This is a genomic window from Kribbella sp. NPDC051620, from assembly GCF_044453825.1.
Lineage (GTDB): Bacteria > Actinomycetota > Actinomycetes > Propionibacteriales > Kribbellaceae > Kribbella.
On the sequence record NZ_JBITDB010000008.1, the window covers coordinates 129775 to 154852 of the forward strand.

The window sequence follows — 25078 nt, forward strand, 5'->3', positions numbered from 1 at the left end:
CGGTCGAGCAACGGAGGTTCTGTGAACACGAAGCGATGGGTGACAACCGTGGCCGGGGTGGCGCTGGCCGCCGCCGGCACCGTGGTACCGGCGGCGTCGGCGTCGGCGGCTCCGACCTACGACTGCGTGGTGACGACGACTGGCGTCCCGGTCTACGACAACCCGACGGATGCCGGCCTGCCGTACCACATCGTCGCCTGGGTGAACACCGGGCAGAAGATCACCGTGAACATCGAGTGGAACCACTATCGCGGCGGCATCGTCTGGGGCCGCACTGATCGCACCTACATCCACGAGAACTACCTGAAGAAGGTCTCCACCGGCGGCCGGTGCATCGGCTGACCGGCTAGCGCCTTACAACGCCAGCGTGTGCTGAAGCAGCATCGCGGCTGCTCCGTGCAGGGCTGCTCGGTGGGCGGTGTGGGAGGTGACCACCTTCAGGTTGGTGGTGGCTAGGGGCAACGATCTGGCGTAGATGGTTTCCCGGATGCCGGCCAGGAGGTGGTCGCCTGCCTGGGACAGCGAGCCGCCGATCACCAGCACCGATGGGTTGATCAGGCTGACGCAGGCCGCCAGGACGGTGCCGATTTCGCGGCCTGCCTGGCGGACTGCCTGGGTGGCGATCGGGTTGCCGGCGCGGACCAGGTCCACTACCTGCTGGCTGGTTCTGGCTCGCAGGCCGGCGGCTCTGAGTCGGGTGGCGATCGCGGCGGCCGAGGCGACGGCCTCCAGGCAGCCGGTGTTGCCGCAGCGGCAGGGTTCGGTGTGACCAGGGGCTTGGATGTGGCCGATGTCGCCGGCCGCGCCTTGGGCGCCTCGATGGAGACGGCCGCCGCTGATGACGCCGGCGCCGATTCCAGTGGCGACTTTGACGAACAGCAGGTGTTCGACGTCGGCGTACTGAAAGGTGTGCTCGCCGAGGGCCATCAGGTTGACGTCGTTGTCGACGAGGACCGGGCAGCCGAACTCTTTCGTGAGCCGGCCGACGACGTCGTACGAATCCCAGCCGGGCATGATCGGTGGATGGTTCGGGCGGCCGGTGCTGTGCTCGACCGGGCCGGGCAGCCCGACGCCGATGCCGGCCAGATCCTTGGCCGATCGCCTGGCCTGCTTGAGCAGGGCGCGGCCGGTGCTGGCGAGGGCGGCGAGGACGGTCTCGGGTCCTTCGGCGATGTTGAGGGCCGTGGTGGTGCTGTGGAGGATCGTGCCGCTCAGATCCGTCAGCGCGACCGACAGGTGGGTTGCGCCGACATCGGCCGCGAGTACCAATCGTGCCGATGGGTTGAAGGCGAACCGAGCCGGCGGCCGGCCACCGCTCGATGCCGCCTCGCCGGACGGTACGACGAAGCCCGCCGCGACCAGCTCGTCGAGCCGGCCGGTGACAGTCGATCGTCCGAGTCCGCTCAGGTCGATCAGCTCGGCCCGGGTCCGCGGCTGCCCGTCGAGCAGCAGCCGCAGTACTCCGTGCGCGGGACCGAACTCGCTCATCGCCAGCACTTTCGTCGCGGATCGCCAGGCTTTTGCTTGACGGGGAACAAAAGTTCAACATAGCGTCGCCGTCATGTCCACCACAGCGCGCAAGCTCAGGGTCGGGATCGTCGGTGGCGGCTTCATGGGGCGCGTGCACGGGCGGTCGGCGCTGGTCGCGGGCGCCCAGATCGTCGGCGCGGTCGGGTCCAGCCCAGAGCGGGCCGGGGCGGCGGCCGAGGCGTCCGGTGCCGAGCGCGGGTTCGCGACGCTCGGCGAGCTGCTTGCCGCCGACATCGATCTCGTCCACGTCTGTACGCCGAACAACACGCACCTGCCGGTCACCCTGCAAGCACTCGAAGCGGGCAAACACGTGATCTGCGAGAAGCCGCTGGCCACCTCGGCCAAGGATGCGACCGGCCTGCTCGCGGCCGCGCTGGAGGCCGGCCGGGTCGCCACGGTGCCGTTCGTCTACCGGTACCACCCGATGGTGCGGGAGCTGCGGACCAGGATCGCCGAGGGCGAGGCCGGCCAGATCACCAGCCTGCACGGGAGCTATCTGCAGGACTGGCTGGCGGGTGCGAACGATCAGAACTGGCGGGTCGACGACACCGCGGGCGGTCCGTCGCGGGCGTTCGCGGACATCGGCTCGCACTGGTGCGACCTGACCGAGTTCGTCACCGGCGACCGGATCGCTGACGTGAGCGCGCAGACCCGCACGATTCGCGCCAACCGGGGCGGGGCCGAAGTACGGACCGAGGATCTGGCGACCGCGCAGTTTCGTACCGTGGCCGGTGTGGTCGGGACGGTGGTGGTCAGCCAGGTCGCGGCGGGTCGCAAGAACCGGCTGTATCTGGAGGTCTCCGGGACCGAGTCGAGCTTCGGCTTCGATCAGGAAGACCCGGATCGGCTGTGGGTCGGGCGGCGGGCGGCGAGTCAGTTGCTGACCCGCGATCCGGACACTCTCAGCCCGCCCGCCGCGCGGATCAGCCGGCTGCCGGCCGGTCACGCGCAGGGCTACCAGGATGCCTTCGACTCCTTCGTCGCCGACAGCTACGCGGCCGCGCTGGACGGCGACCACCCCGACGGCCTGCCCGACTTCGCCGCCGGCGCCCGCTCCGCCCATCTCGTCGACGCCGTACTCCGGTCCGCTGCCGCGGACGGCGTCTGGACCCCGGTCGAGAACTCGACCATCGGGGAACTGAACCCCACGACCTCATCGCACGACTGATCATCGAGGAGCCAGCACATGCCACGCCCGATCACCCTGTTCACCGGTCAGTGGGCCGACCTGCCCTTCGAGGAGGTCTGCGGCCTGGCGTCCTCCTGGGGATACGACGGCGTCGAGATCGCCTGCTCCGGTGACCACTTCGACGTCCAGCAGGCGATCGACGATCCGGACTACATCGCCGGCCGGCACGAGATCCTGAAGCGGCACGGGCTGCAGGTCTTCGCGATCTCCAACCATCTGGTCGGGCAGGCGATCTGCGACGACCCGATCGACTTCCGGCACCAGGCGATCCTGCCGTCGCGGGTCTGGGGCGACGGCGATCCCGAGGGCGTCCGGCAGCGAGCGGCCGAGGACATGAAGAACACCGCTCGCGCCGCGGCGAAGCTCGGCGTGAAGACGGTGATCGGCTTCACCGGGTCGTCGATCTGGCAGTACGTGGCGATGTTCCCGCCGGTACCGGCCGAGCGGATAGAGGCGGGGTACAAGGACTTCGCGGATCGGTGGAACCCGATCCTGGACGTGTTCGACGAGGTCGGCGTGCGGTTCGCGCACGAGGTGCACCCGTCGGAGATCGCGTACGACTACTGGACGACGACGCTGACGTTGGAGGCGATCGGGCATCGCGAGGCGTTCGGGCTGAACTGGGACCCGAGCCACATGGTCTGGCAGGACATCGACCCGGCAGCATTCCTGTGGGACTTCAAGGACCGGATCTACCACGTCGACTGCAAGGACACCCGGATGCGGGTCGGCGGCGGGCGCAACGGTCGGCTCGGGTCGCACCTGCCGTGGGGTGACCCGCGGCGCGGCTGGGACTTCTACTCGACCGGCCACGGCGACGTGAACTGGGAGGACTGCTTCCGGGTGCTCAACTCGATCGGCTACGAAGGGCCGATCTCGGTCGAGTGGGAAGACGCCGGGATGGAGCGCAAGCTCGGCGCCGCCGAGGCGGTCAACACCATCCGCGCGCTGGCCTTCGACAAGCCCGAAGGCTCCTTCGACGACGCCTTCGCCACCGACAAGTAGCCGTCAGAGCTCCAGCTGCACCTCGACGATCCAGTCGCTCTGATCGTCGCCAGGAGCCTCGAGATAGTACTCACGCCAGCTGAACGTCGTGGGAGCTCGCCCGGTGGATTCAGCCCACCGAGCGAGCTCCTGGTATGCCACGGAGATGGTGTTCATCGGCCCCCGATGTAGGACCGCTGCCACCTCGGTGGCCGGAAGCGTATAGCTGTCGAGGCCGGGCACTGGCTCCCCGGAGAGCGCATAGCCCGCAACCACCCGCACTGCGGGATCGCCCGCGCCGTCCGCGTTGCTCTGGGAGCCGGTGGCTGTGGTCTTGGTGGGGTGCGGGGTGGTGGTGGGATGGGGGTGGTAGCGGGCGATGGGGGTTGTGCGGTCCGCGCCGGCGGCTTCCATGCGGTCGATGACCTGGTCGAAGAGGGTTTGGACGACGGCACCTGTTTGCTGGCGGCTGGCGTCGGGGGAGTCGGCTGAGAGGGCGGCGAGGGTGATGGGTTCGAGGTGTTTGGTTTCGACGGGCATCTGGGTCTCCTGCTCGATCAGTCGGAGTCTCGCTCGCACCCGGTCGAGCGTGTGCCGCTGGTGCCGTACCTGACGCTCCAGCTCGGCCTCGCGCAGGCGCAGCATGCCGTGCAATTCCGCTGGGTCGACACCTTCGGCCAGCAACGGGCCGATCTCGTCCAAACGGAAGCCGAGACCTTTGAGCGCCAGCAGGCGATTGAGCGTCGACAGCTGCGCCAGGTCGTACGAGCGACGAGCGCTGTGCGGGTCGACATGGGCAGGGACGAGCAGGCCCAGCGCGTCGTAGTGGCGCAGCATACGGGTGGTGATGCCGCCGAGGCGGGCGAATTCTCCGATGTTCATCATGGCCCTCTCACTCTTCGGCTTCACACAGTGTCAACTGCAAGGGGTGGTCTACTGGGGCGGACACGTCATCGGGGTTGAGGGAGTGGGCTGTGGAGCTGGACTGGGGTCTGGGGCAGTACGAACCGACGGGGCAGTCGCTGTTGCCGATCTCCGAGATCGTGGTGGCGATGTCGGAGCCACTGGCCGGCAAGCGGGTCGTCGATCTGGGGACCGGCACAGGAAATGCGGCGCTGCTGGCTGCCGAGCGGGGCGCCGTGGTGACTGGCGTCGACCCGGCCGCGAGGTTGGTGGAGGTTGCCCGGAAGCGGGCTGTCGAGCGCGGGGTGCAGGCTGACTTCGTGGTCGGTGATGCTGCCTCGATCCCGGTGGCTGACGGTGGCGCGGATCTGCTGCTGTCTGTCTTCGCGGTGATCTTCGCGCCGGACGCCGATGCGGCGATCGCGGAGATGACCCGGGTGACGGCGCCGGACGGGCTGATTCGGTTGACCTCGTGGGTTCCGGGCGGCTCGATGATGGCGATCAACGGTACGGCCGGCAAGTTCATGGCCGAGGTCTTCGGCGCTCCGAAGCCGGCCGGCCCGGAGCCGCTTGCCTGGCATGACGAGGACGCGTTGCGAGCGGCCTTCGCGAAGTACGGGTTCGGGGTGAAGGTCGAGCGGCGGTCGATGGACCTCACGGCGAAGTCGGCCGAGGAGTTCCTGGCGAAGTCGGCGCAGCATCCGATGGCGGTGAGCGCGGCGCAGGCGTTGGCATCGCGCCCTGACGGCGCCGAGTTGCAGGCCGAGCTCGAGCGGCGGTTGCTGGCCGCGGTCCAGGAGATCAACGAGGACCCGGCGGCTTACAAGGTCTCCAATCAGTACGCGATCGTGACGGCCCGGCGCGGCTGATGTCGAAATCCGGCCGCCCACTTCGTACCAGAGGTATGACGAAGATTCTGGTGGACGGACTCGGGTACGGCGAATCGGCGCGCTGGCACGACGGGCGGCTGTGGCTCGCGAACTGGGGCACCGGTGAGGTGCTCGCGATCGGCGGCGACGGTGAGCGTGAGGTGGTCGTCACCGTGCCGCCGGAGACGATCCCGTTCTCGATCGACTGGACGCCCGACGGCACCTTGCTGGTGATCGCCGGCGCGACGCTGTTCCGGCAGAAGGACGACGAGCTGGTCCCGTACGCCGACCTGAGCGGGCTGGCCGACCTGTTCAACGAGATCGTCGTCGACAGCCGTGGCAACGTCTTCGTCAACGGCGGCTGGTTCGACTTCGCCCGGCCCGGAGTCGTTGTCGTCGTGACGCCGGACGGCAAGGCCCGACAGATTGCCGACGGCATCAGGTTCGGCAACGGGATGGCGGTCACGCCCGACGACTCGACGCTGATCGTCGCCGAGTCGCACGGCCAGTGCTTGACCGCCTTCGACATCGCGGCCGACGGCAGCTTGTCCGGCCGCCGTAGCTGGGCCGAGCTCGACGACGGGCACCCCGACGGCATCTGCCTCGATGCGGACGGCGCCGTCTGGTACGCCGATGTGCCTGCGCAACGGTGTGTCCGGGTGCAGGAGGGCGGCGAGGTGCTCGAGACGGTCGACCTCGATCGCGGCGCCTTCTCCTGCGTGCTCGGTGGCTCCGATGGCACCACGCTGTACATGCTCAGCGCCCAGTGGCGTGGGTTCGAACACATGTTGAGCCCGGACCGCACCGGCCTCGTCTCAACTGTCGAGGTGAGCGTCCCGCACGCCGGCAGGCCGTAGTACGGCGGAGAAGGCGGCGATGCCCGTTGCGAGCACTGTCACCAGGATGAAGGAGACAGTGAGGTTGCTGGCCTGGGCGATGCCGCCGATGATCGATGGGGCGATCAGGCCGGCGGTGTAGGTGACCGTGGCGACGCCGGCGATCGCCTGGCTGGCGTTGGGGCCGGTACGCCCGGCTGCGGCGAACGCAAGCGGTACTACGACCGCAATGCCCAGCCCCAGCAGGCCAAAGCCGGCCATAGCGACCAGCGGGTGCCCAGCGAGCACTACTAGTACGCCGCCGAGCGTGGCGACCGCACCACTGATCCGCACGGTCCGTACCGCCCCAAAGCGATCGACCACCGCGTCACCGGCGATCCGAGCCGCTGCCATCGTCAGTGCGAAGCCAGTAGTGGCTGCAGCGGCCACACCGGCTGAGGTGCTCAATATGTCGCGCAGGTACACCGCAGACCAGTCGAGGCTCGCACCCTCGGCGAAGACGGCACAGAAGCCCACCGCACCGATCAACCAAGCAGACTTGGGTGGCAGGGCGAAGCGTGGTGGTGCCTCCTCGTCCTCGGCCGGACGCAGGTTGAGCACCCAGTGGCAGGCCGTAGTACCGGCCACCGTCAGTACTACCGCAGCGACCGCGTGATGCAGTTGGGCGCTCACGTCGAGGTGCGCAGCCAGTGTGCCGATCCCGGAGCCGATCAGTGTCCCTACGCTCCACATGCCGTGCAGGCCGGACATGATCGACTTGCCGAGCCGCTGCTCGACCTCCACCCCGATCGCGTTCATCGCTACGTCGGCCATACCGGCTGTAGCGCCGTAGACGAACAAGGCGGCGCACAGTGTGACCAGGTTGGGCGCAAGTGACGGTAGGACGAGGGCGAGCGTCCAGAGCGCGATCAGCCCCCGAAGGGCGGCCCGGCTGCCGAAACGGTGGCTGATCCGGGCGGCGAGTGGCATGGACAGCGACGCGCCGATCGCCGGGAAGGCCAGCGCCAGGCCGAGCTGGCCGGGGCTCAACGACGCGTGGTCCTGGATCCACGGCACCCGGGTCGCGAACGACCCCGTCACCGAACCGTGCACGCAGAAGACCGCTGCGACGGCGTACCGGGCCTGGCGGAGTTCGCTCACTGGGTCGTCAACCTCACACTAGAGTCCACCATTCAAACAAACCGATTGTTTGAACGAACAATCGGCTGATAGTTTCACACAGTGAAGAGTACGGAACGGCAACGCGTCATCGTCGAGCATCTCAGGGCCGGGAGCCGGGTCGGCGTGGCCGAACTGGTGGCGGCGACGGGCGCCTCGGACATGACCGTCCGGCGCGATCTCGACTACCTCGCGGCGCAGGGTGTGCTGAAGCGCGTCCACGGTGGCGCGATCGCCGCGATGCCGACCGGGGTCGAGCCGCCCTTCGCGGCGCGGGCGACCGCTGATCTGGGCCCGAAGCAGGCGATCGCGCGGGCGGCGGTCGAGCACTTGAAGGACGGCGACACGATCGTGCTGGACAGCGGTACGACGGCACTCGAGGTCGCCAAGTTGCTGCGCGATCGCGCGGTGACGGTGATGCCGTTGTCGCTGCATGTGGCGCAGGAGCTCATCGATGCTCCGCGCGTGCGGCTGCTGATGCCCGGTGGTGAGCCGAGGCCGGGGGAGCTGTCGATGATCGGGCCGCTCACGCTGGCGTCGCTGCGCGCGTTGCGGTTCGACGTCGCTGTGTTGAGTCCCTGTGCGTTCAGTCTCGACGCGGGAATGACCGCGTTCGATCTTGGCGACGCCGAGGTGAAGCAGCAGGCGATGGCGGTGGCCACCCGATCGATGGTGCTGGCCGATGGCGCCAAATGGGATCGGGCCGCGCTCGCGTACATCTGTCCGGCCGACCGTCCCGATCTGATCATCACCGATTCCACCGCACCCGAGGAGTCCCGCACGTTGCTCGCGCAGCGCGGAGTACTGGTCGAGGTTGCGGACCTATCTGTAGAAGGGCTGTCTTGAGCGTCGAGACCGTCACCGCCGCGCCACCGCGCGCGGCCCGGGTGGCAACGTGGATCTACTTCGGCCTGAACGGCTTCTCGGTCGGTATGTGGGTCGTGCACATCCCGAACGTCGAGCGGGCGACCGGTATCTCGCACAGCACGCTCGGGCTGTTGCTGCTCGTCCTGGGTGGAGCCGCGTTCATCGGGATGCAGGTGGCAGGCCCGCTGGCTGACCGGCTCGGTCAACGTCGGCTGGTGCCGGCGGCCGGCGTACTGCTGGGCATCTCGTTGTTCGGTCCGGGGCTGGCCAACAATTGGTGGACACTCGGGCTGACGCTGCTCGCGGTCGGTTTCGGCAACGGGTCGATCGATGTCGCGATGAACTCGCAGGCGGTGGTCGTCGAGCGGGCCTATCCGCGGCCGATCATGGCTGCTTTCCATGCGATGTGGTCGATCGGTGGGGCGTTCGCGGCGCTGATCGGAGCAGCGGCGCTGAGGGCGGACGTACCGACTGCTGTGTCGTTGAGCGTGTCCGGCGTGGTCGTCATCGTCGTGTCGCTGGCGGCGGGGCGCTTCCTGATCGAGGCGCCTGCCGAGCCGGAGGCCGCCGCGGACGAGCCCGAGCGGGTCGCGCCGCCCAGCAAGCTGGTGTGGAAGCTCGGGGCGCTGGCGTTCGCGCTGATGCTTGCGGAGGGCGTTGCCAATGACTGGGCGGCGCTGCAGTTCCGGGACGTCCTCGGTACGTCGACCAGCACCGCGGCGTACGCGTACGGCGCTTTCGCCGTCGCCATGACAGTCGGCCGCTTCGCCACGGACCGTGTCGCCGCTGTCGTCGGCCCAGCAGCCATCGTCCGGTACGGCGCCTTGCTCGCCGCCATCGGCCTCACCACCGTCATCGTGGTGCCCTGGGTGCCGGTCGCTCTGATGGGCTGGGCCCTGTTTGGTCTAGGCCTCTCCGGCGGCGTTCCCCAACTCTTCACAGCAGCAGGCAACCTGGACCCCCGAGCCTCGGGAGCCCTGATGGCCAAGGTCGTAGGACTCGGCTACGTCGGCCTTCTCGCCGGCCCCGCGCTGATCGGCGGCCTCACTCATTTCATGCCCCTCAACATCGCCTTCGTTCTTCCGGTGATTCTTTGTGTGCTCACCGTGACTTCGGCCTCGGTGATGAAACGCTGATTGTTGCGGGGGCCGTTGGGTACGACTTCTAGATGAGCTCTTCAACCGAGGAACTTGCCCCGGCGCTCGCGATCGACGCCCGGCTGACCGAACTCGAACGTGGTCTGGATCTGCTGCTCAACAACACCCCGGTGAACGCGGCAGAGGCCTGGACGGACTTCGAGCGCAGCGACTTCGCGACGGCTCCCGTCCTCCGGCTCAGACCGCTGGAGTTCGAGCCGGACCTGGTCCGCCGCGATCTCTACGACCTCGAGATCGAGAACGTCACCGACCCCGCGTTGCACACCCTGTTCCGGGCCAAACGAGACGAGATCGCCCGCCAGCTCACGGCATTGGAGGATCGCGACACCTCACGCTATGTGTACGGATCGCTGCAGCTGTACGGCACCGTGGGTGAACCGCTCGCTGCTGCCGCGATGGAGTTGCTGGAGCTGATTCCGCCCCAGGCGCCCAGCTCCAGCAGCGTCACGGCCGGTGCTTTCGCGGAGGCGGCTCGTGCTGAGTTCGAGCGCTATCGCGCCGTGTATCCGGAGTTCCCGGCGTCCTTCGACGTACGCGACGACGTCTCCGAACTGATGGTGTCGTTCGGCCGGTTGCTCATTCCCGAGACCGCGACCATCCGGGCGGACCGGGTCGAGCCGTTGCTGCACCACGAGGTCGGCACGCATGTCGTCACGTACCAGAACGGCGCGCGGCAACCTCTGCAACTGCTCACGATCGGACTGCCTGGCTACGACGAGACCCAGGAGGGGCTTGCCGTGCTCGCGGAGTACCTGACCGGCGGACTGGACCCGCGGCGGCTCCGGGTGCTGGCGGGCCGGGTCGTTGCCGTCGGCAAGATGCTGGACGGTGCGAACTTCCTGGAGATCTTCGAGTCGTTGCGGGCCGAGCACCGGATCCCGGCCAGGACAGCGTGGTCGATCGCCAGCCGGGTCGTGGTCGGCGGCGGCTCGGTGAAGGACGCGATCTATCTGCGCGGGATCAGCCGCATCCTCGAACTGATCGCCGAGGGCAGCGATCTCGATGTCCTCTTCGTCGGCAAGCTGGCGCTGGACCACATCCCGCTGATCCAGGATCTGCTCGACCGCGAAGTACTGGAGAAACCATGGGTCCGGCCGCGCTGGCTGGACGTGCCCGGCGCTCAGGAACGGCTGGACAGACTGCGCGCCGGCGCGTCGGTCACGGACCTCTACGAAGGAGACGTGGCGGCATGAGACTTGCCTTCTTCGTCAATGCAGTGGAAACCGAGATCGACGAGTACACGACCACCCGGCTCGCCCGGGCCGCGGCCCAGCGCGGGCACGAGGTCTGGTACGTCGGCGTCGGAGATGTCGAGCTCGGCGAGAGCGCCGGACAGTTGATGGCGCGGGCCGCGCGCGCCGTCTTCGAGCGCGATGACACGCTCGCGTCGTTCATGCAGCGGATCAAGGAGCGCGACGCCGAACCGATCGTGCTGGACGACCTGGACGTCCTGTTCCTGCGCAACGAGTCGATCGAGGACCTGCAGGCCCGGCCGTGGGCCAGCCCGATGGGTGTCGTCTTCGGCCAGATGCTGCAGGCCCGCGGCGTCACGGTGGTGAACGACCCGCGTTCCCTCGGCCGGGCCACCAGCAAGCTCTATCTCGAGGAGTTCCCCGCGTCGATCCGGCCCCGCTCGCTGGTGACTCGCGATCCGGCCGCGATCGAACGCTTCGCCGCCGAGGTCGGTCACTGCGTGGTCAAGCCGCTGTACGGCGCCAAGGGCCGCAACGTGTTCCTGGTCGAGGGCGAGAACGAGGCCAACCTCGCCCAGCTGACCGAGGCGGTCCTGCAGGACGGCTACGCGATCATCCAGGAGTTCGTCGACGGCGGCGAGAACGGCGACGCCCGGATCTTCCTGCTGGACGGCCGGCTGCTGGAACACGACGGCACCCGGGCCGCCTTCCGCCGGGTGCCCACCGGCAACGACCCGAGAGCCAACATCAGCAAGGGCGGCCGCTCCGTCCCGCTCGAGATCGGCCCGGCGGAACGCACCATCGTCGAGACGATGACCAGCAAGCTCGTGGCCGACGGCCTGTCCTTCGTCGGCATCGACGTCATCGGCGACAAGGTGGTGGAGATCAACGCCGAATCGCCCGGCGGCATGCAGAGCGTCGAACGGCTCTACGACGTGGACGTCACCCCGGCGATCATCGACTCGCTGGAACAGCGCGTCGCCTCGGCCTGAGCGGGCCGGGGAGCTACTCCCCGTCGAGGGCTTGTTCCAGGTCGGACCAGAGGTCGGCCGGGTGTTCGATGCCTACCGACAGGCGGATCAGGTCTTCGGGGATGGTGGGGACCTCGATGGCCCAGCGGCGGCGGCGTTCGAGCATGGACTCGACGCCGCCGAGGCTGGTCGCGTGGACCCAGAGGGTGGTGCTTTCGCAGACTCTCTGGGCGTAGGCGGCGTCGCCGCCCAGCTCGACGGCGAGGATCGCACCGAAGCCGGACATCTGGCTCGAGGCGAGGGCGTGGCCGGGGTCGTCGGGCAGGCCGGGGTAGCGGACGCGGCTCACCCGAGGGTGTTCAAGCAGGCGCTGGGCCAGGAAGGCTGCGTTCGACTGGGCTCGCTCCAGGCGCAGGGCCAAGGTGCGGAGGCCGCGAAGGGCCAGGAAGGCTTCCATCGGGCCGGGGATCGCGCCGAGGCTTCGGCGGCGCAGCTCCAGGGCGGTCCAGAGGTCGTCGGATGCGGTGACGAGAGCACCCAGTACTACGTCAGAGTGCCCGGCGATGAACTTGGTGGCCGAGTGCACCACGATGTCGGCACCCATCGACAGCGGCTGCTGCAACAGCGGCGTGGCGAAGGTGTTGTCGACGACGACCGTCGCCCCCGCGGCACGGCCGGCCGCGGCGAGCAGTGGGATGTCAGCGACCTCCATCGCCGGGTTGGTCGGCGACTCGATCCACAGCATGTCTGCCCCGGCGACTGCCGCCGACACCGCCTCAGCATCAGTGACCGACACCCGCGTGACAGTCAACCGCCCAGTGGCCGCCTGCTGGTCCAGCAGAGCCAGTACTCCGCTATAGGCGTGCTGCGGCGCAACCACCCGGCCACCGACCGGCACCAGGTCGCCAACAGCCGCAGCGGCCGCCATACCGGAGGCGAAGCTCAGGCCGCGTCCGCCCTCGAGGGCTCCGAGGGTTGTCTCCAATGCGGCCCAGGCATCGTTGTCGAATCGTCCGTACCCCCGGTCCCCGCCCGCGATGTACGTCGAACTGAAGACCGGCGACTCACCCAGCGGAGCATCCGGTACCCGGGAAGGGCGGCCGGCGTGGACGACAACGGTCGAGGGGTCCAGGTCAGGCGTCATGCCTGCACTGTAGGCAGCGGGATCCCGCCACCGCGGAGCAGGCCCATCGCTTCGTGCGCCAGGTCCTTGACCTCGGTGCCGTCCGGGTTGTCCACCCAGGTCTGTACGACGACCTCGATGATGTTCATCACCGCACCAGCGGCGAGGGCCGCGGTGAACTCCACCGAGTCGCCGGCGAGTCGTCCGGCCAGCTCCACGGTCAGCTCGTTGCGCCAGCGCCAGGTCACCTCGGCGAGGCGTGCGCTGACCGACGGCGTCGCCCCGGCCAGTTCGTACACGGCCCGGACACGGTCGGGATTACGCTCCAACTGGTCGAGTACCAGCTCGATGACGCTCTGCAGGCCGTCCGGCAGGTCCAGTTCGGCGGGCTGTTCGCGGAACCAGTTCAGCGCCCCGAACATGCTGTCCTCGACAAACTCCAGGACCAGCGTCTCCTTGGTCGAGTAGTACCGGTAGAGCGTGCTCGGCCCGACCTCCGCCGCCGCGGCGATCTGCTCGACCGTTGTCCGGCCGAAGCCGTGGTCGGTGAACAGTTCGAACGCCTTGTCCGAGATCAGCCGGCGGGTGCGTTCCCGCTTCAGCTCCCGAAGCCCCATGCCCGTGCCCCTTGTTAGTACGTGCGGGCAGCGTAACGGATCCGAACACGCCGACAGCTGAATTCAAATGACTCGTGCAGTCATATGGTAGTTACTACCAAATTCTTCCGCTGTTCAAACCACCGAAGCGAGGATCCTGCCGATGACCGACAGCACCGACACCGTTCAGACGTCTTTTCCGGCGACCCGTCCGACCGGCTGTCCCTTCGACCCGGCGAGCGACTTCACCGAGCTGCGCGAGCGCGGGGGGCCGACGAAGGTCTCCACGCCGGCCGGTGTCGAGGCCTGGCTCGTCAGCCGGTACGACGACGTGCGCGCCGTGCTGCCCGACGCGCGGTTGAGCTCGAGGTCCGCGCCGTCGGCTCACGTGGTACCGGGGGCCGATCTGGAGCGGGAGGTCGAGTCGGGGTCGATCCTGCAGACCGACGGGGAGCGGCATGCGTACCTGCGCCGCCTGCTGACCAGCGAGTTCACCGTCCGCCGGGTGCAGGCGTTGCGGCCGCGGATCGTCGAGCTGGTCGAGGAGCACATCGACGCGATGCTGGCGAGCGAGGGGCCGGTCGACCTGGTCCAGGCGTTCGCGCTGCCGATCCCGTCGCTGGTGATCTGCGAACTGCTCGGCGTCCCGTACGCCGACCGCGCCGAGTTCCAGGAGCGGAGCGCGATCCTCGTCTCGGTCGACCGGCCCGAGGAAGAGGTCGTGCGGGCCAGCGACGAGATCAACGGGTACATGGCCGCCCTCGTGACAGCCAAGCTCGAGCACCGCGAGGACGACCTGCTGTCCCGCCTGATCACCCGCGCCGAGGAGCAGGGCAAGCCGCTGACCGTGCCCGAACTGGTCACGCTCGCCGTCACCCTGCTGATCGCCGGCCACGAGACCACCGCGAACATGATCGGCCTGAGCACCCTCGCCCTGCTCCGCGACCCGGAGCAGCTCGACACCCTGCGCGCCAACCCCGAGCTCGCGCCGAGTGCGGTCGAGGAGATGCTGCGGTACCTGACCGTCATCCAGTTCGGCCTGTTCCGGGAGGTGGTGGAGGACATCGAGGTCGGCGGCGAGACGATCAAGGCCGGCGAGTACCTGATCGCCGCGATCCAGTCCGGCAACCGGGACGAGAAGGTGTTCCCCGACCCGGACCGCATCGAGCTGGCCCGCAAGGCGTCCCGCCACCTGGCCTTCGGGTTCGGCGCACATCAGTGCCTTGGGCAACAACTTGCCCGGGTCGAGCTGCAGGAGGTCTACACCCGCCTCTACCGCCGGATCCCGACCCTGCGGCTGGCCGTGCCGTTCGAGGAGATCACGTACAAGGACAACACCCTCGTCTACGGCGTGACCGCCCTACCCGTCACCTGGGACCGCTGAGCTGACGCTATCGTCGACTCGGTGAGTCAGCACTCGAACGAAACACGCAAGCCCCGGATCGCCGTCGTCTTCGGCGGACGGTCGAGCGAACACGCGATCTCCTGTATCACCGCGGCCAACGTGCTGCAGGTGATCGACCGGGACAAGTACGACGTCGTACCGGTCGGTATCACCGCCAGCGGCCACTGGGTGCTGGAGAGCGGCGACCCGGAGCACCTGTCGATCACCGACGGCAAGCTGCCCGAGGTCGACGTGACCGCGATGCCGGTGGTGTTCAGCGGGGATCGCGAGCTGGTCGTCCACGAACCTGGCGAGGTGCCGAACACGCTCGGTGCGGTCGACGTCGTCTTCCCGCTGCTGCACGGCCCGTGGGGCGAGGACGGCACGATCCAGGGCCTGCTGGAGATGTCGGACATCCGGTACGTCGGGTCGGGCGTGCTGGCCAGCGCCGTCGGCATGGACAAGCACTACATGAAGGTCGTCTTCGCGGCGGCCGGGCTCGAGGTCACGCCGTACGTCGTGATCCGCGACCGCGACTGGAGCCGTGACCCGGAATCCTGCCGCTCGGCGGTCGACAAGCTCGGGTACCCGGTGTTCGTGAAGCCGGCCCGTGGCGGGTCGAGCCTCGGGATCAGCAAGGTGAACAGTCTCGACGAACTGGACGACGCGGTCGCCGAGGCGCGAGCGCACGACCCGAAGGTGCTGGTCGAGGCGGCCGCCAAGAACCCGCGCGAGATCGAGGTGGGTGTGCTGGGCGGCCTGAACGGTGCGGCTCCGACGGCCAGTGTGTGCGGTGAGATCGCGGTCTCCGGTGGCGGGCATGAGTTCTACGACTTCGAGACCAAGTACCTGCCCGAGGGCGACGAGTTCGCGGAGTTGTCGATCCCGGCCGACCTGCCCGACGAGATCGCGGCGGAGATCCGGGCCCAGGCGCTGACCGCGTTCGACGCGATCGAGGCGGAGGGGCTGGCGCGGGTCGACTTCTTCCTCGACTCCGACCAGCGGGTGATCATCAACGAGATCAACACCATGCCGGGCTTCACCCCGAAGAGCATGTTCCCGCAGGTGTGGGCGGCGTCCGGCGTCGACTACAAGGAGCTGGTCGACCGGCTGCTCGCCCTTGCCCTGACCAGGCCGACCGGTCTTCGCTGAGGGCTGCCCTGAAGGGCACAACTCGGTTTGGGCTGCCGGATGTAGGCCGTGCGGTGATCAGCCTTCGAGGATGAGGCCGCGGGGGCGAGGCGCTGGGGTACTGGCTGTGGGGGGCGGGCGTTCTGCTGCTCGTGGTGGTCGCTTCGGCGGCTGGGAGTGTGCGGCCGTTCGACGGGCGAAAGAACCAGTGGAGTCTTGGGCCGCGGCCGCCCCGCAACACTGTCGACGGCACGGTGATTGCCTGCTGGGTGGGTCTGGAGGACGCCGCGGCAGCGGCCGGAGTACCGCGGAACGAGGCCGAGACGCCTGCTGAGTTCATCCTTCGGGTACTGGTCGTGAACGGCGTCTCGGCGCCAGTTCTCGGCGCGCTCGCCGACCTCTACCGCGAGGCGCGCGCTGCATTGACCCGCCTATGCGCCGACCTGACGATCAGCTCGAACCGGCGCCGGCAGCCTTCCCGCTGAGCCCGGCAGGCTTCTCGTTGAGTTCGCTGGCCTTGCCGTTGAGGTAGCGCTGCTGCGGCAGGCTGGTGGTCAGGGTCGCCGCCAGTTCGTATGCCGTCCGTGCGCCGGCCGTGTCGCCTGACATCTCCAGCAGATGCGCTCGCACGGCATGGAGCCGGTGGTCCTGGGCGATGCGTTCGTCGCCCTCGATCTCGCCGAGCAACTCGAGTCCTCGCTCCGGACCTCGCGCCATCGCCACCGCGACCACATGGTTCAGCGCGACCATCGGGTTGTCACTCAGTTGCAGCAGTACCTCGTACAGCGCGACGATCTGAGCCCAGTCGGTATCGCTCCAGGACGTCGCCTCGCCGTGAACAGCAGCGATCGCCGCCTGCAGCTGATACGCGCCGACTGGCCCGCGGGGCAGCGCTGCGGTGATGAGCGCGATACCTTCGTCAAGCCTGGAACGGAGCCAGAGCGAGCGGTCCTGCTCGGCCATCGGGATCAGCTCGCCGTTCGGACCTGTCCTGGCCGGGCGCCGAGCGTCGGTGAGCAACATCAGGGCGAGCAGACCGGCCACCTCGCTGTCGTCGGGGAGCAACGCATGCACCATCCTGGCCAGCCGGATCCCTTCCGTCGCCAGCTCGACCCGCTGCAGTCGCGGCCCGGCAGTACTGGTGTAGCCCTCGTTGAAGATCAGGTAGATGACCTTCAGCACGGCCTCCAGGCGCTCATCGCGGTCCGGTGGCAGCGAGAAGCGCGCCCCGGCGTTCTTCACGCTCTGCTTGGCCCGGGTGATCCGCCGCGTCATCGTCGCCTCAGGTACGAGGAAGGCGCGGGCGATCTCGGTCGTCGTCAGCCCGCCGACCGCGCGCAGGGTGAGCGCGATCTGCGAGGCCGCCGACAGCGATGGGTGGCAACAGAGGAAGAGCAGGATCAAGGTGTCGTCGGAAGCCTCGACCGGCTTGTCCGCCGCCGGCGCAAGCCAGTCATCGGGAAGCACCCACTGCGAGACGGTGTCCTCCCGTCGTTGCCGAGCCTGCTCGCTCCGGAGCAAGTCGGTCAGCCGCCGGGACGCGACGGTGATCAGCCAGGCGCGCGGATTGTCCGGATGACCCTGCTCCGGCCACTGTCGCGCAGCCGTGAGCAGAGCCTCCTGCACAGCATCCTCCGCGGTGTCGAAGTGCCCGTACCGCCGCACGAGCGCCCCCAGTACCTGCGGCGCCAGCTCCCGAAGCAGCTCCTCCGACACCGGCTCGGACATCAGCCGACCAAGTCCTCTTGGCCTTCCACGATCGGCCGGATATCGGCGTACGCGGTGGCCCGGACGAACTCCGGCACGGGGGTGTCGGCCAATCGCGCGGCGATCTCGGTGGCGCGGTCGAAGCTCTCGCACTCGACGATCCAGTAGCCGGCCAGGACTTCTTGGGTCTCGGCGTACGGGCCGTCGGTCACCACCGAGGCGCCGTCCTTCGAACCGAGCCTTCTCGTCAGCACGGGCGCGGCCAGCGCGCGCGTCTCGACGAGCTCGCCCGACTCGGCGAGGTCGGCGTTGAACTTCTCCATGAACGCGCCCATCGCGGCGAAGTCCTCGCCCGTCCAGGCTGGTTTGTCCGTGTCCTTGCCGGCCATGCCGTCGTAGTCCTGCTGTGAGGCGTAGGTGAGGATCATGTATTTCATCGGTGTCTCCCGTCTCCTGGCACCAACTCTGGTGCCTCTCACCAGTTACGTCGATGCCCTCAACAGGAACCGGACGTGCACTCGCACAGAACTTTCGCGCGGGCTCAGGGCTCAGGTGCAGGGAGTGATGAGCGTGTTGTGCGCCTTGACCGCGTCGGAGACGTCGGTGAGGGCGTTGGCCTCGGGGGCGTACTTGCTGGGGACGGCCAGCTCGAGATAGACCTTGCGGCCGATCGTCGTGAAGAGATAGCCGTTGGTGACCTGTTGGGCGTACCAGCCGACGCCGTTGACCTCGAAGCACTGGGACTGGGCCTGCGCCATCCCAGCCGGTGGGGCGACGCCACAGGTCACCTCGATCGCCGGATCCCCGTACGCCGTGGTCAGCGGGCTGGCCGGCTCGGCCTTGCGGCGCTTGGCGTCGAGCACCTTCGCGGGCATGGCCTGGATGAGCGCGGTACAGGCGTCGGCGACCTCTGGGGCAGGGGACGGTACGGCGATCTCGACCGGTCCAGGACTGCAACCGGTCAGCGTGAGCCCGAGCACGACGACGGCCAGCGCGACTCGTGAGCGGCCGCGCCGGCCGGGTGTGACGGCGATCGGGATCAGATGTGGACGACGGGGCACGTCAGCGTGCGGGTGATACCGGGCACGTTCTGCACCTTGGCCACGACCAGCTTGCCCAGTTCGTCGACGTTGCGGGCCTCCGCGCGGACGATCACGTCGTACGGACCGGTCACGTCCTCGGCCAGGGTGACGCCCTGGACCTCGGCGATCTGCGCTGCGACGTCGGCCGCCTTGCCGACCTCGGTCTGGATCAGGATGTAGGCCTGGACCACCACGTCGTTCTCCACTCAGTCGTCCTCAGCTGGTTTGGACCACAGTACTGCGCAAGGGTCCGGCGTACTCGTCGTTGCCACGTCACCGTACCGCCTAGACTCGCTCGAGGCATATGGGAGGTCTGTTGACGTGACAGAGACGTTGGGAAGCACGGGTGAGTTCGGCTTCATCGAAGCCGCCACCAAGAGCCTTCCCCAAGGTGAGGACGTCCTGGTCGGACCGGGCGACGACGCGGCCGTGGTGGCCGTGCCGGACGGCCGGATGGTGATCACGACCGACCTGCTGGTGGAGGGCCGCCACTTCCGCCAGGACTGGTCGTCGGCGTACGACGTGGGGCGCAAGGCCGCCGCACAGAACCTGGCCGACATCGTGGCGATGGGCGCCCGGCCGACCTCGATCGTGATCGGCTTCGGCGGGCCGGCCGATCTGCCGACTGCTTGGGCGCTGGAGCTGCAGCAAGGTCTGGGTGACGAGTGCGAACTGCTCGGCGTGAGCATCGTCGGCGGCGACACGGTGCAGTCGGACAAGATCATCGTCTCGGTCACCGCCTTCGGCTCGCTGGACGGCCGACCTCCGGTACTCCGCTCAGGCGCGCGCCCCGGCGACGAGGTCGCTGTCGCCGGCCGCCTGGGGTGGGCCGAGGCCGGTTTCGCCGTCCTCAACCGTGGTTTTCGTTCCCCCCGAACCGTCGTCGAGGCACACCGCCGCCCGGCGCCCCCGTACGCCGAAGGTGTGCGAGCCGCGCTGGCCGGAGCCTCCTCCATGTGCGACGTCAGCGACGGACTGCTCGCCGACCTGACCCACATCGCCGTCGCCAGCGAGGTGCTGATCGACATCCGCTCAACCGCCCTCACCATCCCCGAGCCACTCCAAGCAGTAGCCGCCGCCACCGGCGCCGACGCCCTGACCTTCGTCCTGACCGGCGGCGAAGACCACGCCCTCGTCGCCACTTTCGAACCGGCCGACGTCCCCGACACCTGGACCGTCATCGGCACAGTTGCCGTAGGCAACGAAGCCCACCCGTCGGGCACGGTGACCGTCGACGGCCACCCCTACACCGGCCCCACCGGCCACACCCACTTCCGGAGCTGACTCATGCCCACCCCCGCGCACCCCGCGCGCACCCACGCCACACGGCGAGCCCCCGCGCACTGCGTGCGCTGCTCTCACCCCACCCGCCGTCCGCCAGCGCGCAGCGCTGGCGGACGGCGGGTTGTTCTGTTCGAGGAGCTTTCATGACTACAGCGCCGCCCAGGGTGTTGACGATTGCTGGGTCGGACTCTGGGGGTGGGGCGGGGATTCAGGCTGATCTCAAGGCGATGTTGGCCGGTGGGGTGCATGGGATGAGTGTGATCACGGCGATCACCGCGCAGAACAGCCTTGGGGTGCAGGGGGCTTGGGAGTTGCCTTCGGAGCAGGTGGTGGCGCAGTTCCGGAGTGTGGTGGATGACATCGGGGTGGACGCGGTGAAGACGGGGATGCTGGCGTCGGCGGGGATGGTTCGGGTGGTGGCGGGGTTGTTGCGGACGTTGGCGGCCGGCGTACCGGTGGTAGTTGATCCGGTATCGGTGTCCAAGCATGGGGACGCGTTGCTGGCGGAGGACGCGATGGTGGCGGTGCGGGAGGAGATCGTGCCGTTGGCGACCGTGCTCACGCCCAACCTGACCGAGCTCGGGCCGGTGGCTGGGGTTGAGTTGCGCAGTGTCGAGGACCGTGAGTTGGCGGCGAAGGTACTGCTCGATGCCGGTGCGTCCTGGGTCCTGGTGAAGGGTGGGCATGACAGCGGGTCGTTGGCTGTCGATGTGCTGCACGGGGACGGCGTACGTATGGAGTTCAGTGCGCCGCGTGCCGATAACCGGCACACGCACGGGACGGGGTGCACACTGGCGAGCACCATCGCGTCGTACCTGGCCCGCGGGTACGACGTACCGGCGGCTGTCGGCGCTGCGAAGGACTACATCAGCGGGGCGGTGGCGGCCGGTTTTGCGCTCGGTGGTGGGATCGGGCCGGTGGACCACGCGTGGGAGTTTCGAAACAGGAGTGATCAGTGACCAAGAGCCGCCCCCCGGTGGACGGACTGTGCGACGAATGCGGCTTCAACTACGACACGGGTGATCTGCAGGGCACGGTGACGACGCTGATCCGGCAGTCGGCCGAGAGCAGCATGGCGTTGACGAAGGCCGCCGCGAGCAAGGACCCGAACGTCGTGCGGGTCCGGCCGGAGCCGGATGTCTGGTCGGCGATCGAGTACGCCTGCCACGTGCGCGACGTACTGGAGACGCAGCGCTTCCGGATCGCGCAGTGCCTCGCGGAGGATCGGCCGGTCTACGCGCCGATGGATCGGACCGGGCGGGTCAAGCAGGAGAAGTACGAGGATCAGGACCCGATGGAGGTGGCGGCCGCGCTGATGCGGTTCGCCCGCGAGTTCGGTGCCGCTGCACGGGTGCTGACGCCGCCGCAGCTCGGCAAGCTCGGCCTCTACAACTACCCGGTACGAGCGCCCCGCTCGCTCGGCTGGATCATCCGGCACACCGCCCACGAGATCCAGCACCACCGCCACGACATCATCAAGATCCTCGCCGTCCTGGAGCCGCCGATCATCCCGGCGCCGAAGCCCGACCCCGAGGTCACCGAGGACGCAACCGAGGTCGATCCCGCCGCGGACGCCGACCCCGGCGTCGACGCCCAGGCCGAGCCAGACACGGACGCCGAGGCGGACGAGGTCGAAGACCAGCGCGCGGCCGAGCGGGACTAACTGCGACCGGGACGACGAGCGTGGCCACGGCCAGCCGGGTCAGCTCAGGTCGGCAGCAGGTCCAGGGTGCGTGCGAGCCAGGCGGTTCTGGTGCGCCGGGCCTCGGTGGAGAGGTGTGCTTGCGGGAAGACGGCGTCGAAGCCGTGGAAGCCGCCCGGCCAGATGTGCAGGGCGGCTTGGCCACCGGCTGACCAGATGCGGGTCGCGTAGTCGACGTCCTCGTCGCGGAAGACCTCGGCGGTGCCGGCATCGATGTACGTGGCGGGCAGGCCGGAGAGGTCGTCGGCCAGGGCGGGGGAGAGGTAGTACGACGGATCGGTACGGCCGGCCAGTACCGATTGCCAGGCGAACTCGTTCTTCTCGCGCGTCCAGATGCCGGGCTCACCGGCGTACTGGCGGCTGGAGACCGTGATGCCGCGGTGGTCGAGCATCGGGCAGATCAGTACCTGGGCAGCGATCGCTGGGCCGTGTTGGTCGCGGGCCATCAGGGTGATGCCGGCCGCCAGGCCGCCGCCCGCGCTGGTGCCGGCGACGATGATGCGGGCTGGGTCGATGCCCAGCTCGTCGGCGTGGTCGGAGATCCACTGCAGGCCGAGGTAGCAGTCGTCGGCGAGCGTCGAGCCGTTGGCCTCGGGTGCCAGGCGGTAGTCGACCGAGACGACGACGGCGCCGAACTCCTCGAGCCACTCCAGCGGGATGTCGATCTGCGACAGCCGATCGCCTATCACCATCCCACCGCCGTGCATCCAGTAGATGCAGGGCGCGGCGGCGTCGGCGGTGGTCGGGCTGAAGATCGAGAGTAGGAGCTGGGCGCCGTCGGGGGTGGGGATGCTGAGCTCGCGGCGTTGGACGGTACGGCGGCCGTAGAAGGTCTCAGGCGGGGTCGATGGGTATTGCCGGAGCTGGGCCAGCAGGTCGGGCGTGAGCGTGGTGGTCAGCGGCATCGTGGTGAGTAGGTCGCGCAGTTCGGGGTCGACTGCGGGTCGCGGCAAGCTCATCGTTCAGGTCCTTCGGCTCGAGGGAGGGAGTCAGAACGCGGACTTGCCGCCGACTGGGATCTCGTCGGTGTACTGCGCGTCGGCGACGAGTTGCTGGATACCGGCGGTGAAGGTTTGTGCTTCCTCGGAGTTGAAGAAGCGGGTGTGCGCCTCTTCGGAGACCCAGCCCTCGGTGACGTGGACTATGTCGGGGTTGCTTGCGGAGCGGCCGACCAGGAATACGATGCAGTCGTCATTGGGCAAGCTCGGGGCGGTCAGCAGAGCGGCGATCAGTTCGTCCGCCTGGCCGGGGTGGGCGGTCATTGTGGCGTGGAATCCGTGGGTGATGTTCATGACTGGAGTCTTTCGTTCCAGCCCGTCGGGACGGTAGATCCATCCTCTCCAGCTCTTGCCTGATCCGATCAACCTTCAGAGGATTGTGCGATCAGCCCAGCTGGCGAGGGCGGTCTCGGTGGTGATCTGGTCGAGGCCGACGGCGGCGGCGCCTCGGAGAGCGCCGGTCTGCTGGTGGGTTGAGTCGAGTACTGCGGGCGGATTGGCGCGGTGGAAGGTCATCAGGCCGTCCGAGTAGGCAGTGCTGAACACGGTGGGGGCAGCTGCTCGGAGGGGGACGGCCAGGCCGCCCAGCGTCACCACCTCGGGGTCGTGCGCGTTGACGAGCCCTGCGATGCCGGTTGCGAGCGCTGCGGCGACCTTGGCGACGGCACGGCTGATTGGCCGCTCGTCGAGTCGCTGGAGCAGTGCCTCGGCGTAGCTGTACGGGTCGTCCGGCTCGGGCTCGTGCAGGTGCTCCGCGAGCGCTCGGCCGTCGATCTCAAGGTCCCAGCAGCCGCGGGCTCCGCACGGACAGCTGCGCCTGCGGTCGCCGAAGGGGATATGCCCGTACTCGCCGCCGGCTCCGGTGGCCCCGCTGGCCGGACTGCCGTCGATGATCAGGGTGCCGCCGATCCCTACCTCGACGATGAGGTGCAGGGCAGTCCCTGCACCTGCTGCCGCGCCAGTGCGTGCTTCAGCGACCCCGCTGAGGGTTGCGTCGTTGCCCACGAGCAGGGGGAGTCCGGTAGCGGCTACTACTGGGCTCAGGTCGATGGTGTTCCAGCCGAGCGTCGGGGCCTGCATGAGGTGGTTGTCGCGGACAGTGCCCGCCACGGCCAGGCTGACGGCTAGCAGGCGATCCCCGTACCGCTCCTTGGCGCTGTCGACCCCTGCTCGGAGTGCGGCCAGTACTGCGTCCGGCCGACGGCTGCGGTGACGAGTGGACTGCTGGTCGAGCAGTACGCCATCCAGGGTCGCCAGCGCGCTGCGCCAGCCTGCTTGGCGTAGTTCCATCGCGAGTACTACTGGGGCCCGCGGATGCGGGCGTAGTACGGTCGTCGGCCGGCCGCGGCCCTGGGTTGGGGCGGGAGTTTCGGTGAGTAGGCGGAGGTCGCGGAGCCGGGCGGTGAGCTCGGTGGTCGAGCTGGTGCTCAGGCGGAGCTCTCTGGCGACGGCTGCGCGGGTGATGCCTGGCTGGCGCGCGATGAGTGCCAGGACGTCAGCGGCTGTCTGCCACTGGCCGCGTCGGGCTGCCGGTTTCACGTCGCCTCTTGCCGTCATGGGACCTTCCTGGCTTATGCTCGGAGTACGAGTTTAATGGAGGCGTCGATGGAGTTGCGGCAACTGCGGGCCGTGTTGTTCGACATGGACGGCACTTTGGTCACCTCGGACGCGTCTGTCGAGCGCGCGTGGACGACCTGGGCGGCGGAGTACGGCGTCGATCCGGTCGAGGTGTTGTCGCAGGCACACGGCGCGCCCGCGGAGTCGACAGCAGACCGGATGCTGCCGCACCTCGATCGGGCGGGGCGCTCCGCGGCGGCGGCTCGGCAGATGGAACTCCAGTACGACGACCTCTCCGACGTGGTCGCCGCTCCCGGGGCCTTCGAGGTACTCGCTGTTCTCGAACGCCTTGGGCTGCCCTGGGCGGTCGTCACGAGCGCCGACCACCAACTCGCGAAGGCCCGGCTCGGAGCCGCCGGCATCGAGCCGCCTCTCCTGGTCACCATCGAAGACATCAGCCGAGGCAAACCCGACCCCGAGGGCTACCTCCGCGCAGCCGAGCTGCTCGGCGTCGATGCCCGCTCCTGCCTGGTAGTAGAAGACGCAGAGGTCGGCCTAGCCGCCGGCCGCGCCGCCGGCGCGCTGACAGCCGCCCTGAAGGGCCTAGACGGCGACCTCCGCCTCCACAACCTGCACGACCTAGCCGAACTCCTGAACCGGACCGGGGAGTGACCACCCCCCAGGAGGAAACGAGCAGCCCAGCCGCGAGCCTGGCAGAGGGCTCCGGGCCTCCGGCCCGCACCGACGAGTTCGCCTGGCCGGGTGGGTCAGGTGGTGCGGGTGGGCAGGGGCCGGGTCGGCGGGAGGAGGCCGGTGGCGCGGGTCGGCAGGAGCTGGGGCGGTTGGGTGGCTCCGGT

The 25078-nt window shown here is 68.7% G+C and carries 28 protein-coding genes; 16 read left to right on the forward strand and 12 right to left on the reverse strand.

Features of this window, described 5'->3' with window-relative positions:
• Window positions 1-21: 21 nt before the first annotated feature.
• Complete coding sequence (locus ACIA12_RS35590) at window positions 22-342, forward strand: hypothetical protein (RefSeq protein ID WP_396371722.1); 321 nt, start codon at window positions 22-24, stop codon at window positions 340-342.
• Window positions 343-354: 12 nt separating this feature from the next.
• On the opposite strand, the gene ACIA12_RS35595 is transcribed toward ACIA12_RS35590, so the two are convergent.
• Window positions 355-1488, reverse strand: a complete 1134-nt coding sequence (locus ACIA12_RS35595; RefSeq protein ID WP_396371724.1) for an ROK family protein — start codon at window positions 1486-1488, stop codon at window positions 355-357.
• A gap of 73 nt (window positions 1489-1561) precedes the next feature.
• On the opposite strand from ACIA12_RS35595, the gene ACIA12_RS35600 reads away from it, so the two are divergent.
• Both ACIA12_RS35600 and ACIA12_RS35605 read left to right on the forward strand, forming a co-directional pair.
• Window positions 1562-2698 (forward strand): Gfo/Idh/MocA family protein, encoded by a 1137-nt coding sequence (locus ACIA12_RS35600; RefSeq protein ID WP_396371725.1) that lies wholly within the window; start codon window positions 1562-1564, stop codon window positions 2696-2698.
• Window positions 2699-2716: 18 nt separating this feature from the next.
• A complete protein-coding gene (locus ACIA12_RS35605; protein WP_396371727.1) occupies window positions 2717-3724 on the forward strand; it encodes a sugar phosphate isomerase/epimerase family protein in 1008 nt (335 codons plus the stop codon).
• A gap of 3 nt (window positions 3725-3727) precedes the next feature.
• On the opposite strand, the gene ACIA12_RS35610 is transcribed toward ACIA12_RS35605, so the two are convergent.
• Window positions 3728-4588 carry a MerR family transcriptional regulator gene (locus ACIA12_RS35610; RefSeq protein WP_396371729.1) on the reverse strand — a complete coding sequence of 287 codons (861 nt, stop codon included), beginning with the start codon at window positions 4586-4588 and terminating at the stop codon, window positions 3728-3730.
• Between the two features lie 89 nt (window positions 4589-4677).
• Here ACIA12_RS35610 and ACIA12_RS35615 point away from each other — a divergent pair, with 89 nt between their 5' ends.
• Window positions 4678-5475, forward strand: a complete 798-nt coding sequence (locus ACIA12_RS35615; RefSeq protein ID WP_396371730.1) for a class I SAM-dependent methyltransferase — start codon at window positions 4678-4680, stop codon at window positions 5473-5475.
• A gap of 35 nt (window positions 5476-5510) precedes the next feature.
• Complete coding sequence (locus ACIA12_RS35620; RefSeq protein ID WP_396371731.1) at window positions 5511-6332, forward strand: SMP-30/gluconolactonase/LRE family protein; 822 nt, start codon at window positions 5511-5513, stop codon at window positions 6330-6332.
• Here ACIA12_RS35620 and ACIA12_RS35625 read toward each other — a convergent pair.
• On the reverse strand, window positions 6291-7451 hold the full coding sequence (locus tag ACIA12_RS35625; RefSeq protein ID WP_396371732.1) for an MFS transporter: 1161 nt from the start codon (window positions 7449-7451) through the stop codon (window positions 6291-6293). The genes ACIA12_RS35620 and ACIA12_RS35625 overlap by 42 nt on opposite strands.
• A gap of 81 nt (window positions 7452-7532) precedes the next feature.
• On the opposite strand from ACIA12_RS35625, the gene ACIA12_RS35630 reads away from it, so the two are divergent.
• Genes ACIA12_RS35630 through ACIA12_RS35645 form a run of 4 tightly spaced genes read left to right on the forward strand, consistent with a single transcriptional unit; the run spans window position 7533 to window position 11678 of the window.
• Window positions 7533-8315, forward strand: a complete 783-nt coding sequence (locus ACIA12_RS35630) for a DeoR/GlpR family DNA-binding transcription regulator (RefSeq protein ID WP_396371733.1) — start codon at window positions 7533-7535, stop codon at window positions 8313-8315.
• Window positions 8312-9472 carry an MFS transporter gene (locus tag ACIA12_RS35635; protein WP_396371735.1) on the forward strand — a complete coding sequence of 387 codons (1161 nt, stop codon included), beginning with the start codon at window positions 8312-8314 and terminating at the stop codon, window positions 9470-9472. The genes ACIA12_RS35630 and ACIA12_RS35635 overlap by 4 nt, the downstream gene beginning before the upstream one ends.
• A 32-nt stretch (window positions 9473-9504) precedes the next feature.
• A complete protein-coding gene (locus ACIA12_RS35640; protein ID WP_396371737.1) occupies window positions 9505-10686 on the forward strand; it encodes a flavohemoglobin expression-modulating QEGLA motif protein in 1182 nt (393 codons plus the stop codon).
• The gene (locus ACIA12_RS35645; protein ID WP_396371738.1) at window positions 10683-11678 is read left to right on the forward strand and encodes a glutathione synthase; all 996 of its coding nucleotides are present in this window, start codon (window positions 10683-10685) and stop codon (window positions 11676-11678) included. Before ACIA12_RS35640 ends, ACIA12_RS35645 begins: the two co-directional genes overlap by 4 nt.
• A gap of 13 nt (window positions 11679-11691) precedes the next feature.
• Here the strand turns inward: ACIA12_RS35645 and ACIA12_RS35650 are convergent, their stop codons facing one another.
• Complete coding sequence (locus ACIA12_RS35650) at window positions 11692-12801, reverse strand: trans-sulfuration enzyme family protein (RefSeq protein ID WP_396371739.1); 1110 nt, start codon at window positions 12799-12801, stop codon at window positions 11692-11694.
• Window positions 12798-13397, reverse strand: a complete 600-nt coding sequence (locus ACIA12_RS35655) for a TetR/AcrR family transcriptional regulator (RefSeq protein WP_396371740.1) — start codon at window positions 13395-13397, stop codon at window positions 12798-12800. The genes ACIA12_RS35650 and ACIA12_RS35655 overlap by 4 nt, the downstream gene beginning before the upstream one ends.
• Window positions 13398-13539: 142 nt before the next feature.
• On the opposite strand from ACIA12_RS35655, the gene ACIA12_RS35660 reads away from it, so the two are divergent.
• The 3 genes from ACIA12_RS35660 to ACIA12_RS35670 all read left to right on the forward strand — a co-directional run bounded on the left by ACIA12_RS35660 (window position 13540) and on the right by ACIA12_RS35670 (window position 16376).
• Window positions 13540-14760, forward strand: a complete 1221-nt coding sequence (locus ACIA12_RS35660; RefSeq protein ID WP_396371741.1) for a cytochrome P450 — start codon at window positions 13540-13542, stop codon at window positions 14758-14760.
• Window positions 14761-14781: 21 nt separating this feature from the next.
• Window positions 14782-15912, forward strand: coding sequence for a D-alanine--D-alanine ligase family protein (locus tag ACIA12_RS35665; RefSeq protein WP_396371742.1), 1131 nt, complete (start codon window positions 14782-14784; stop codon window positions 15910-15912).
• A 134-nt stretch (window positions 15913-16046) separates the two neighbouring features.
• Window positions 16047-16376: a DUF4129 domain-containing protein gene (locus tag ACIA12_RS35670; RefSeq protein ID WP_396371743.1), complete on the forward strand. Its 330-nt coding sequence runs from the start codon at window positions 16047-16049 to the stop codon at window positions 16374-16376.
• Here ACIA12_RS35670 and ACIA12_RS35675 read toward each other — a convergent pair.
• The 4 genes from ACIA12_RS35675 to ACIA12_RS35690 form a co-directional block, all read right to left on the reverse strand.
• A complete protein-coding gene (locus tag ACIA12_RS35675) occupies window positions 16342-17619 on the reverse strand; it encodes an RNA polymerase sigma factor (protein ID WP_396371744.1) in 1278 nt (425 codons plus the stop codon). The two genes, ACIA12_RS35670 and ACIA12_RS35675, sit on opposite strands and share 35 nt — an antisense overlap.
• Window positions 17619-18035 carry a YciI family protein gene (locus ACIA12_RS35680; protein WP_396371745.1) on the reverse strand — a complete coding sequence of 139 codons (417 nt, stop codon included), beginning with the start codon at window positions 18033-18035 and terminating at the stop codon, window positions 17619-17621. The genes ACIA12_RS35675 and ACIA12_RS35680 overlap by 1 nt, the downstream gene beginning before the upstream one ends.
• A 111-nt stretch (window positions 18036-18146) precedes the next feature.
• Window positions 18147-18659 carry a DUF3515 domain-containing protein gene (locus ACIA12_RS35685; RefSeq protein ID WP_396371747.1) on the reverse strand — a complete coding sequence of 171 codons (513 nt, stop codon included), beginning with the start codon at window positions 18657-18659 and terminating at the stop codon, window positions 18147-18149.
• On the reverse strand, window positions 18638-18871 hold the full coding sequence (locus ACIA12_RS35690; protein ID WP_040455366.1) for an Lrp/AsnC family transcriptional regulator: 234 nt from the start codon (window positions 18869-18871) through the stop codon (window positions 18638-18640). The genes ACIA12_RS35685 and ACIA12_RS35690 overlap by 22 nt, the downstream gene beginning before the upstream one ends.
• 130 nt (window positions 18872-19001) lie before the next feature.
• On the opposite strand from ACIA12_RS35690, the gene ACIA12_RS35695 reads away from it, so the two are divergent.
• The 3 genes from ACIA12_RS35695 (at window position 19002) to ACIA12_RS35705 (ending at window position 21627) form a co-directional block, all read left to right on the forward strand.
• On the forward strand, window positions 19002-19964 hold the full coding sequence (locus ACIA12_RS35695) for a thiamine-phosphate kinase (protein WP_396371748.1): 963 nt from the start codon (window positions 19002-19004) through the stop codon (window positions 19962-19964).
• A gap of 143 nt (window positions 19965-20107) precedes the next feature.
• Window positions 20108-20923, forward strand: coding sequence for a bifunctional hydroxymethylpyrimidine kinase/phosphomethylpyrimidine kinase (gene thiD / locus ACIA12_RS35700; RefSeq protein ID WP_396371750.1), 816 nt, complete (start codon window positions 20108-20110; stop codon window positions 20921-20923).
• Window positions 20920-21627: a DinB family protein gene (locus tag ACIA12_RS35705; RefSeq protein WP_396371752.1), complete on the forward strand. Its 708-nt coding sequence runs from the start codon at window positions 20920-20922 to the stop codon at window positions 21625-21627. Before thiD ends, ACIA12_RS35705 begins: the two co-directional genes overlap by 4 nt.
• Before the next feature lie 44 nt (window positions 21628-21671).
• On the opposite strand, the gene ACIA12_RS35710 is transcribed toward ACIA12_RS35705, so the two are convergent.
• From ACIA12_RS35710 to ACIA12_RS35720, 3 genes are all read right to left on the reverse strand, one after another.
• On the reverse strand, window positions 21672-22625 hold the full coding sequence (locus tag ACIA12_RS35710; RefSeq protein WP_396371753.1) for an alpha/beta hydrolase: 954 nt from the start codon (window positions 22623-22625) through the stop codon (window positions 21672-21674).
• A 30-nt stretch (window positions 22626-22655) separates the two neighbouring features.
• Window positions 22656-22958 (reverse strand): putative quinol monooxygenase, encoded by a 303-nt coding sequence (locus ACIA12_RS35715; protein ID WP_396371754.1) that lies wholly within the window; start codon window positions 22956-22958, stop codon window positions 22656-22658.
• A gap of 75 nt (window positions 22959-23033) precedes the next feature.
• Window positions 23034-24221, reverse strand: a complete 1188-nt coding sequence (locus tag ACIA12_RS35720; protein WP_396371756.1) for an ROK family protein — start codon at window positions 24219-24221, stop codon at window positions 23034-23036.
• Between the two features lie 48 nt (window positions 24222-24269).
• Here ACIA12_RS35720 and ACIA12_RS35725 point away from each other — a divergent pair, with 48 nt between their 5' ends.
• Window positions 24270-24893 carry an HAD-IA family hydrolase gene (locus tag ACIA12_RS35725; protein WP_396371757.1) on the forward strand — a complete coding sequence of 208 codons (624 nt, stop codon included), beginning with the start codon at window positions 24270-24272 and terminating at the stop codon, window positions 24891-24893.
• Window positions 24894-25078: the final 185 nt, after the last annotated feature.

Bases quoted from the DNA above. Each gene is read 5' to 3' on its own strand.
- ACIA12_RS35595 (WP_396371724.1), bottom strand. From the start codon at position 1,488: ATGAGCGAGTTCGGTCCCGCGCACGGAGTACTGCGGCTGCTGCTCGAC.
- ACIA12_RS35600 (WP_396371725.1), top strand. From the start codon at position 1,562: ATGTCCACCACAGCGCGCAAGCTCAGGGTCGGGATCGTCGGTGGCGGC.
- ACIA12_RS35605 (WP_396371727.1), top strand. From the start codon at position 2,717: ATGCCACGCCCGATCACCCTGTTCACCGGTCAGTGGGCCGACCTGCCC.
- ACIA12_RS35610 (WP_396371729.1), bottom strand. From the start codon at position 4,588: ATGATGAACATCGGAGAATTCGCCCGCCTCGGCGGCATCACCACCCGT.
- ACIA12_RS35620 (WP_396371731.1), top strand. From the start codon at position 5,511: ATGACGAAGATTCTGGTGGACGGACTCGGGTACGGCGAATCGGCGCGC.
- ACIA12_RS35640 (WP_396371737.1), top strand. From the start codon at position 9,505: ATGAGCTCTTCAACCGAGGAACTTGCCCCGGCGCTCGCGATCGACGCC.
- ACIA12_RS35645 (WP_396371738.1), top strand. From the start codon at position 10,683: ATGAGACTTGCCTTCTTCGTCAATGCAGTGGAAACCGAGATCGACGAG.
- ACIA12_RS35650 (WP_396371739.1), bottom strand. From the start codon at position 12,801: ATGACGCCTGACCTGGACCCCTCGACCGTTGTCGTCCACGCCGGCCGC.
- ACIA12_RS35655 (WP_396371740.1), bottom strand. From the start codon at position 13,397: ATGGGGCTTCGGGAGCTGAAGCGGGAACGCACCCGCCGGCTGATCTCG.
- ACIA12_RS35660 (WP_396371741.1), top strand. From the start codon at position 13,540: ATGACCGACAGCACCGACACCGTTCAGACGTCTTTTCCGGCGACCCGT.
- ACIA12_RS35675 (WP_396371744.1), bottom strand. From the start codon at position 17,619: ATGTCCGAGCCGGTGTCGGAGGAGCTGCTTCGGGAGCTGGCGCCGCAG.
- ACIA12_RS35680 (WP_396371745.1), bottom strand. From the start codon at position 18,035: ATGAAATACATGATCCTCACCTACGCCTCACAGCAGGACTACGACGGC.
- thiD (WP_396371750.1), top strand. From the start codon at position 20,108: ATGACTACAGCGCCGCCCAGGGTGTTGACGATTGCTGGGTCGGACTCT.
- ACIA12_RS35710 (WP_396371753.1), bottom strand. From the start codon at position 22,625: ATGAGCTTGCCGCGACCCGCAGTCGACCCCGAACTGCGCGACCTACTC.
- ACIA12_RS35715 (WP_396371754.1), bottom strand. From the start codon at position 22,958: ATGAACATCACCCACGGATTCCACGCCACAATGACCGCCCACCCCGGC.
- ACIA12_RS35720 (WP_396371756.1), bottom strand. From the start codon at position 24,221: ATGACGGCAAGAGGCGACGTGAAACCGGCAGCCCGACGCGGCCAGTGG.
- ACIA12_RS35725 (WP_396371757.1), top strand. From the start codon at position 24,270: ATGGAGTTGCGGCAACTGCGGGCCGTGTTGTTCGACATGGACGGCACT.